This window comes from Barnesiella sp. CU968 (assembly GCF_905219685.1).
Classification (GTDB): Bacteria; Bacteroidota; Bacteroidia; order Bacteroidales; family Muribaculaceae; genus Lepagella; species Lepagella muris_A.
Genome location: NZ_CAJMXD010000132.1, coordinates 1 through 7,217 on the forward strand (window position 1 = coordinate 1; position 7,217 = coordinate 7,217).

The following is a 7,217-nucleotide window of genomic DNA, read 5'->3' on the forward strand; positions in this document are numbered from 1 at the left end:
AGCCAGCACAAATAGCAAATTGCCATCCAACTCTTGACCTCGAATTTGATTAACACTTTTTAAGAGACACTAGTGCTCTAACCTTAAATTTATTCTGCGTAAACAAAAAAACTAAAACCTTTATTGCATATTACTATGGCTTATTGGATACAGAACTATGTCTTGGCTTTGGCGCTGTCGGTGCTTATCACAGGGTTGATAATCCCTAAAATTCTTCTGATCGCTTTTCGCAAGAAATTGTTCGATACGGTTGATGAACGCAAGATACATCGCGGAATCGTGCCGCGTCTCGGAGGAGTGGCGTTTCTGCCGGCGTTGATATTCTCGTTCTGTCTCGTCGCGGGATTCAATCTTCATTTTCATTATGCGGAGATAATTCCTCTGACGGGTGTCGTGACAGTGCCGCTTTTTTTTCTTGTATGCGGCGCGATGCTCATTTATCTTGTGGGGATGGCTGATGACCTTGTCTGCGTGAGATACAGAGGCAAGTTTCTTTTGCAGATAATAGCCGCCATACTTATAATGGCTTCGGGAATGTGGGTTTCCGATCTGTATGGATTTCTTTGGCTCAGGTCGATTCCGGCTTGGATCGGATGGATAATTACAGGCTTCTGTATAATATATGTCGTAAATGCCGTTAATCTAATAGATGGAATAGACGGACTCGCGTCCGGTCTGAGTGCCGTGGCCCTTGGATGGTATTCATATGTTTTCTGTGTTTATGAGGAATACGCATGGATGGTTCTCTCAGGAGCTACGCTCGGAACCCTGATACCCTTTTTCTATTACAATGTCTTCGGCAATCCAGAGAAACAGAAAAAGATATTCATGGGCGACACCGGTTCTCTGACAATAGGTATTATGCTCGCTTTCCTTACGATTGCGGTGTTCAATATTCCGGAAGATGCTGTGTCATCGGGGAGCAATATCTTCATAATGGCGGTGTCTCCGCTGATATTGCCCTGCTTTGATGTCGCCAGAGTGTTTTTCCATAGAGTGAGACACGGACGCAATCCGTTTCTTCCGGACAAATGTCATATCCATCATAAGTTTCTGGCATTGGGGTTACTCCAGTGGCAGGCGTTGGTCTCGATAGTGGCTTTTGACATGTTGTTTGTTATTATCAACGTATTGATGAGCCGCGTGATGCAGCCGACATTGATAATATTAGGAGATGTGTTGCTATGGGTTGCGCTCAATGTTTTGCTCACAAGGATTATAAGAGCAAGGGAGCGCCGTCTGGGCAAAGTTTTATATGATTAACTTTTAATATATGAAGAGATTCCGTCTCGTGATGCGAGGCTTTATAACCGGGATTGTGGCGTTGGCGCTCACCGGGTGCAAGGTGCCGAAAGATGTGGCATATTTCCAGGATGTTGATTCATCCGTAATTCTGCAGACCGCGCAGAATGCGCCGATAACGGTGAAGCCGGGCGACAAGCTGTCGATAATAGTGAAATCCAAGGATCCGCAGCTGTCGGCTCTGTTCAATCTTCCGGTCTATTCCTCGAGAGTCGGGCAGGGAGGAAGCACGAACGGGACGGGTGCCGAGTTGCGTACATATACCGGAGGCCAGTCGGAAAGCGTGGCGTCGTATACGGTCTCGCCCTCCGGAGAGATCGATTTCCCTGTGCTTGGCGATATCAAGGTTTCCGGCATGACCCGGTCGGAACTTTCGGGATATATAAAAGGAGAGCTGATGGGGCGGGAGCTTGTGAAAGACCCCACGGTTATTGTCGATTTCCTGAGCACGGGCATAAGCATCATCGGGGAGGTCAACAAGCCCGGACGATATGACCTCAACCGCGATAATATCAATATTATAGAGGCTCTTGCGCTTGCCGGCGACCTGACGGTGGACGGTCAGCGCAAGAATGTGAAGGTCGTGCGCATCGAAGACNGCAATGTCAATACCTATGTGCTTGATCTTACGGATGCCGCGTCGCTTGTGAAGAATCCGGCGTTCTATCTCAGCCAGAACGATGTGATATATGTGGAACCCAATTCACAGAAAAAACGTGCGAGCACAGTCAACGGCNATAACGCTCTNAGTGTAGGTTTCTGGGTGTCGGTTGCATCATTGCTGACCTCGGTCGTGACCACTCTGGCGGTTTTTATCAATAAGTAAGCAACAAACAAGAATCGAGATGTCTGATAATATAAACGTTACGCAAGAGTCGGAAGCTGCAGAGGAGTTTTCTCTTAAAGACTTTCTGGCGTGTTGTCTTTCGAAATGGCGTTGGTTTACGGTTTCAATAGTGCTTTTCTGTTGTCTGGGCGTGCTTTATGTGCTTCGCCAGCAGCCTGTATATTCCCGCAGTATGGAGCTTCTGATCAAGGATCAGGACGGAGGCGGAGGTGTGGCTGATATCAGCAACGCTTTCTCGTCGCTGGGACTGGTTTCCTCGAATACCAATGTGAACAACGAACTGATATCGCTTTCATCGCCAGCCGTGATGTATGAGGTCGTCAAGAATCTCGGACTTGACGTGAACTACAGCACTCCGGGCAGATTCCATGAGAAGACACTTTATGGCAGCAATCTGCCGGTCAATGTCAAATTCCATGATCTTGAGGAACAGCAGTGTGCCGGATTCAGGATTGAACTCGGGAAGGACGGAAATGTAGTGTTGAGTAAGTTTCATCTTGAGACACCCGACGGCGATGAAGAGATCGAGAAAGAGGTCAAGGCGAAGATAGGTGCCGGACCGATAGAGACACCCGTGGGGAAAGTATCCATAGCCGCCAACGGAAATTACACTGCGCCAAAGGGGAAGAAAAACAAGCCTGTCACCGAGATTATCGTGGAGCGCGACGGGATGCAGAGCACCGTGGAGACCTACGGCGGACTCGTCAAGGCTGACCTTGCCGACAAGGATGCGGATGTGATTGACCTCAGCATGAAAGATGTGTCGACACAGCGTGCGGTGGATGTGCTTAACGAGATTGTGGCGGTATACAACGACAACTGGGTATATGATAAAAACCGTGTGGCTGTCGCCACTTCAAGCTTCATAGACGACCGTCTGAGGCTGATTGAAAGGGAACTCGGCAATGTAGATAATGAGATTTTCGATTTTAAACGTGACCATCGTGTGCCGAATCTTGAGGAGGCTGCAAAGACACAGATGAAACAGTCTGTTGAGATGTCAAACAAGATGCTTGAGGTGACCAACCAAATGTCGATGTCTATTTATTTGCGCGATTATTTGAACAATCCTGGCAATGCGAAGAGCGTGATACCTGTAAATACGGGTATTGGCTCACCCACTCTCGAAGCCCAGATAAGCAATTATAACAATCTCTTGTTGACACGCAACACTCTGGCTGCAAGTTCTTCTGACACCAACCCTCTTGTTGTGGATTATGACGGTCAGATCAAAGGTCTTCGGGAGGCTATCGTGAATGCTATCAATGGTCAGATTGTGGCACTGAATAAGAGTCTAAGGAATATGGAAGGGGCAAAAGGCGCAGCAGAAAGCCAGCTTGCCTCGGGATCGACACAGGCGAAGTATCTACTTAGTGTGGAGCGTCAGCAGAAAGTGAAGGAATCACTTTATCTCTATCTCCTTCAGAAGCGAGAAGAGAATGAGCTTACCCAAAAGTTTACCGCCGATAACACTCGCATAATCACGCCTCCTACCGGTTCGCTTCAGCCTGTGGCTCCAAAAGTCAAGTTCATCCTTGCGATCTGCATGTTTCTCGGGTTGTGCGTGCCCGGAGTGGCGATTTATATAATATCGGCAACCGATACCAAAGTCCGCAGCCGCAAAGACCTTGACCGTATGTCTGCGCCGTTCGCCGGCGAGATACCTTTTGTTGGCAAGAAATCGATCAAAGACCGGATGGCTCGTCTCTTGCCCGCCAAGAAGAACAGCAAGGAGCTTGAGCGTGTGGTCGTGGCGGTCAAAGAGGGAAGCCGTGACGCTGTCAGCGAATCGTTCAGGATTGTGAGAGGCAACATAGACTTCATGATCCGTGGCAAAGAAGGGGGCAATGTCATAATGATCACCTCATTCAACCCCGGCAGCGGCAAATCGTTTATCTCCTTCAACCTTTCCGCCTCGTTCGCGCTGAAAGGGAAGAAAGTGCTCGTTGTCGACGGCGATCTCCGTCATGGTTCCGCATCGCAGTTTGTCGACATGCCCTCGAAAGGTCTTTCAAACTATCTGACCGGTAACACAGACAACTGGCAGAGTCTCGTCGTGCCGGTTGCCGGTCAGAATGGGATGTCGGTCATGCCTATCGGTCATCGCCCTCCCAATCCGTCGGAGCTTCTTGACAACGGCAGGATAGGTCAGTTCCTTGATGAGGCGAGAAAAGAATATGACTACATATTTGTGGATTGTCCGCCGACAGATGTTGTGGTAGACACGCAGATTGTGGAAAAATATGTGGACCGTACCATATTCGTTGTGCGTGCCGGACTCCTTGATCGCAAGGCACTTGAAGAAATAGACGCAATCTACAGGAACAAACGCTTCAAGCAGATGAGCATAGTGCTCAACGGCACGGAGGCGGCATCGCGTAAATCATATGGCGCGTATGGCTATTACGGTTAAGCAGTTTTGAGATTATGTGGCTATTCAGATCAACGGAAAAATTGATAGATTCAGGATTGTTCGGCGGTTTCACCGACTGGCATTCCCATATACTCCCCGGAGTAGACGATGGCATAAATACGCTTGCGGAGTCACTTGAGGTGCTGAAAAGATACGAAGAGATCGGTGTCGGAAAAGTGTGGCTGACTCCGCATGTGATGGAAGATTTCCCCAATACACCCGAAGGGTTGCGCGAAAGCTTCGATATTCTCCGTAATGCATATTCCGGAAATATTGAACTTTGTCTCGCTTCCGAAAACATGCTCGATTCGTTGTTTGAAGAGCGTCTGGAGCGGAATGAATTCCTCCCGATAGGTGATTCGGGCAATCACCTCCTTGTGGAGACAAGCTATATGAACCCCCCGCTCGGCATGGACGACATGATAGAGGGTGTGCTCGCACTCGGTTATGTTCCCGTGCTTGCCCATCCGGAGCGTTACCGCTACATGGATGAGAGCGATTACCGCAAATGGAAAGAGCGCGGCGTGTTGTTTCAGACCAACATCATCTCTCTTGTAGGGGGCTATGGAGAGTCGGCACGCAAGAAATGCGAATGGTTGCTAAAGGAAGGTATGATAGATGTGTGTGGCAGCGACATTCACCGCCTTTCCTTCTTTGATCATTGCGTGGAGCAGCGCCCGAAGAAATCAAGTTCGCTGGAACAGCTTATCAAAGTGGCAAAGAATCCGGGAATATAAAGAACGTACTATAAAGATGTAGCTATGCAAGCAATAATATTAGCCGCCGGAATGGGGCGTAGGCTTGGTGATCTGACAGCGAATAATACAAAATGTATGATTTCTGTCAATAATGAGAAACTCATTGACAGGATGATGGATCATCTCTTAAGTCTGTCATTGTCACGTATCATTATAGTCATAGGCTATGAAGGTGACAAACTTAAGAACTATTTGAAGTCTCGATATCCCGGCGAGAATATTATGTTTGTTGAGAATAGCAAATATGATAAGACCAACAATATTTATTCATTATCGCTTACCAGGTCATTATTTCAAGAGGATGATACGCTGCTTCTTGAGTCGGATATCATATTTGAGAATGAACTGTTGGATGAATTATTGTCATATCCTTATCCCGATTGTGCATTAGTCTCCAAATATGAGAGATGGATGGATGGAACAATGGTGAAGATAGATGGCGACAATAATATTGTTAATTTTATAAATAAAAAGGCTTTCTGCTATTCAGATATAGACAATTACTATAAGACAGTAAATATATACAAGCTGTCTCGTTCGTTTATTAATTCCCAATATATTCCCTTTCTTGAGGCATATATAAAGTCGATAGGCGAAAATGAATATTATGAGCAGGTGCTCAGTCTTCTTGTATTGGTGGGTAATATCCGTATAAAAGGTGTTCCTGTAGATGCCAACGGTTGGTACGAGATCGATGACATTCAGGATTTGCATATTGCCGAGACTATGTTTGCAGATCCGGAATGCCGTTTATATAACCTTAACCATTCATATGGGGGATATTGGAGATATCAATGCCTGCTCGATTTCTGTTATCTCGTGAATCCTTATTTTCCTCCGGAAAGGATGGTTGACGAGATCGGATCAAACTTCGGAACATTGCTCCGTCAGTATCCCTCCGGCATGGGTGTTAATTCTATGCTGGCTTCGAAATATTTCAATGTAAAAAGCGATTATATTGCAGTTGGGAATGGTGCTGCAGAACTGATTAAGGTGCTTGTTGAGAATCTAAGAGGTAAGATAGGCGTGATATATCCGACGTTTGAAGAATATCCTAATCGTATAGATAAAGAAAAGCTGGTGATTTATGAAACAAGCTATCCTGATTTCCGATATACATCAGATGATATAATCGCTTATTTTTCTGAACATGAGGTTGATAATTTGATAGTGATCAACCCGGATAATCCTTCCGGAAACATACTTAGCTGGCAAGAATTAAACAAATTGGCAGGATGGTCGGGAGAGCGAGGCATCAAACTCGTGATAGACGAGTCTTTTGTTGATTTTTCAACAGTAGATAAAAATATGTCTCTTATCAAGAATGATATCCTTGAGAAGTATCCTTGTCTGTATGTAGTGAAATCCATATCAAAGAGCTATGGAGTGCCTGGTTTGAGGTTGGGTTTTATTGCATCTTCCGATAGGTCAATGATCTCAAATATACGCAAGGAGGTTTCTATTTGGAATATAAATTCGTTTGCAGAATATTATATGCAGATATTCGGAAAGTATGAAGATTCTTACAGGTTGGCGTGTGACAAATTCAAAGAAGAACGGGATCGTTTTGAGAATATCCTTAAACTTGTTCCTTATCTTAGGGTTTTGCCATCGCAGGCTAATTATTTCCTGTGTGAGGTGACAGATCGGTTTACGGCACATGAACTCGCTGTTCTGCTTCTCAAGGATCATAATATTCTTATTAAGGATTGTAGCGGTAAGCGCGGCTTCCCACATGATAAGGAATTTATAAGGATAGCTGTTAGGGATAAACGTGATAACAAAGCATTGGTGACTGCATTGTTATCATATCTTTAGGTGTAAGAAACTGTTTAAATTTAATTCGAAANNTTTTATNTAGTGAATCTTGTGGCTTCCTTGAGGCCTTTTATGGTTG

At 45.7% G+C, this 7,217-nt stretch carries 5 protein-coding genes; all 5 read left to right on the forward strand.

Annotation, left to right across the window (positions count from 1 at the left end; all coding sequences use genetic code 11):
• Positions 1-135 precede the first annotated feature (135 nt).
• The 5 genes from JX312_RS06670 (at position 136) to JX312_RS06690 (ending at position 7,138) form a co-directional block, all read left to right on the forward strand.
• Positions 136-1,263 carry an MraY family glycosyltransferase gene (locus JX312_RS06670; RefSeq protein WP_204457461.1) on the forward strand — a complete coding sequence of 376 codons (1,128 nt, stop codon included), beginning with the start codon at positions 136-138 and terminating at the stop codon, positions 1,261-1,263.
• Positions 1,264-1,273: 10 nt separating this feature from the next.
• On the forward strand, positions 1,274-2,128 hold the full coding sequence (locus tag JX312_RS06675; RefSeq protein ID WP_204457462.1) for a polysaccharide biosynthesis/export family protein: 855 nt from the start codon (positions 1,274-1,276) through the stop codon (positions 2,126-2,128).
• Between the two features lie 19 nt (positions 2,129-2,147).
• Positions 2,148-4,562: a polysaccharide biosynthesis tyrosine autokinase gene (locus JX312_RS06680; RefSeq protein WP_204457463.1), complete on the forward strand. Its 2,415-nt coding sequence runs from the start codon at positions 2,148-2,150 to the stop codon at positions 4,560-4,562.
• 14 nt (positions 4,563-4,576) lie between these two features.
• The gene (locus tag JX312_RS06685; RefSeq protein ID WP_204457464.1) at positions 4,577-5,299 is read left to right on the forward strand and encodes a tyrosine-protein phosphatase; all 723 of its coding nucleotides are present in this window, start codon (positions 4,577-4,579) and stop codon (positions 5,297-5,299) included.
• 24 nt (positions 5,300-5,323) lie between these two features.
• The gene (locus JX312_RS06690) at positions 5,324-7,138 is read left to right on the forward strand and encodes an aminotransferase class I/II-fold pyridoxal phosphate-dependent enzyme (RefSeq protein WP_204457465.1); all 1,815 of its coding nucleotides are present in this window, start codon (positions 5,324-5,326) and stop codon (positions 7,136-7,138) included.
• Positions 7,139-7,217: the final 79 nt, after the last annotated feature.

Excerpts from the sequence above, each read along its gene's own strand:
- JX312_RS06670 (WP_204457461.1), top strand. The coding sequence starts at position 136 with ATGGCTTATTGGATACAGAACTATGTCTTGGCTTTGGCGCTGTCGGTG.
- JX312_RS06680 (WP_204457463.1), top strand. The coding sequence starts at position 2,148 with ATGTCTGATAATATAAACGTTACGCAAGAGTCGGAAGCTGCAGAGGAG.
- JX312_RS06690 (WP_204457465.1), top strand. The coding sequence starts at position 5,324 with ATGCAAGCAATAATATTAGCCGCCGGAATGGGGCGTAGGCTTGGTGAT.
- JX312_RS06685 (WP_204457464.1), top strand. The coding sequence starts at position 4,577 with ATGTGGCTATTCAGATCAACGGAAAAATTGATAGATTCAGGATTGTTC.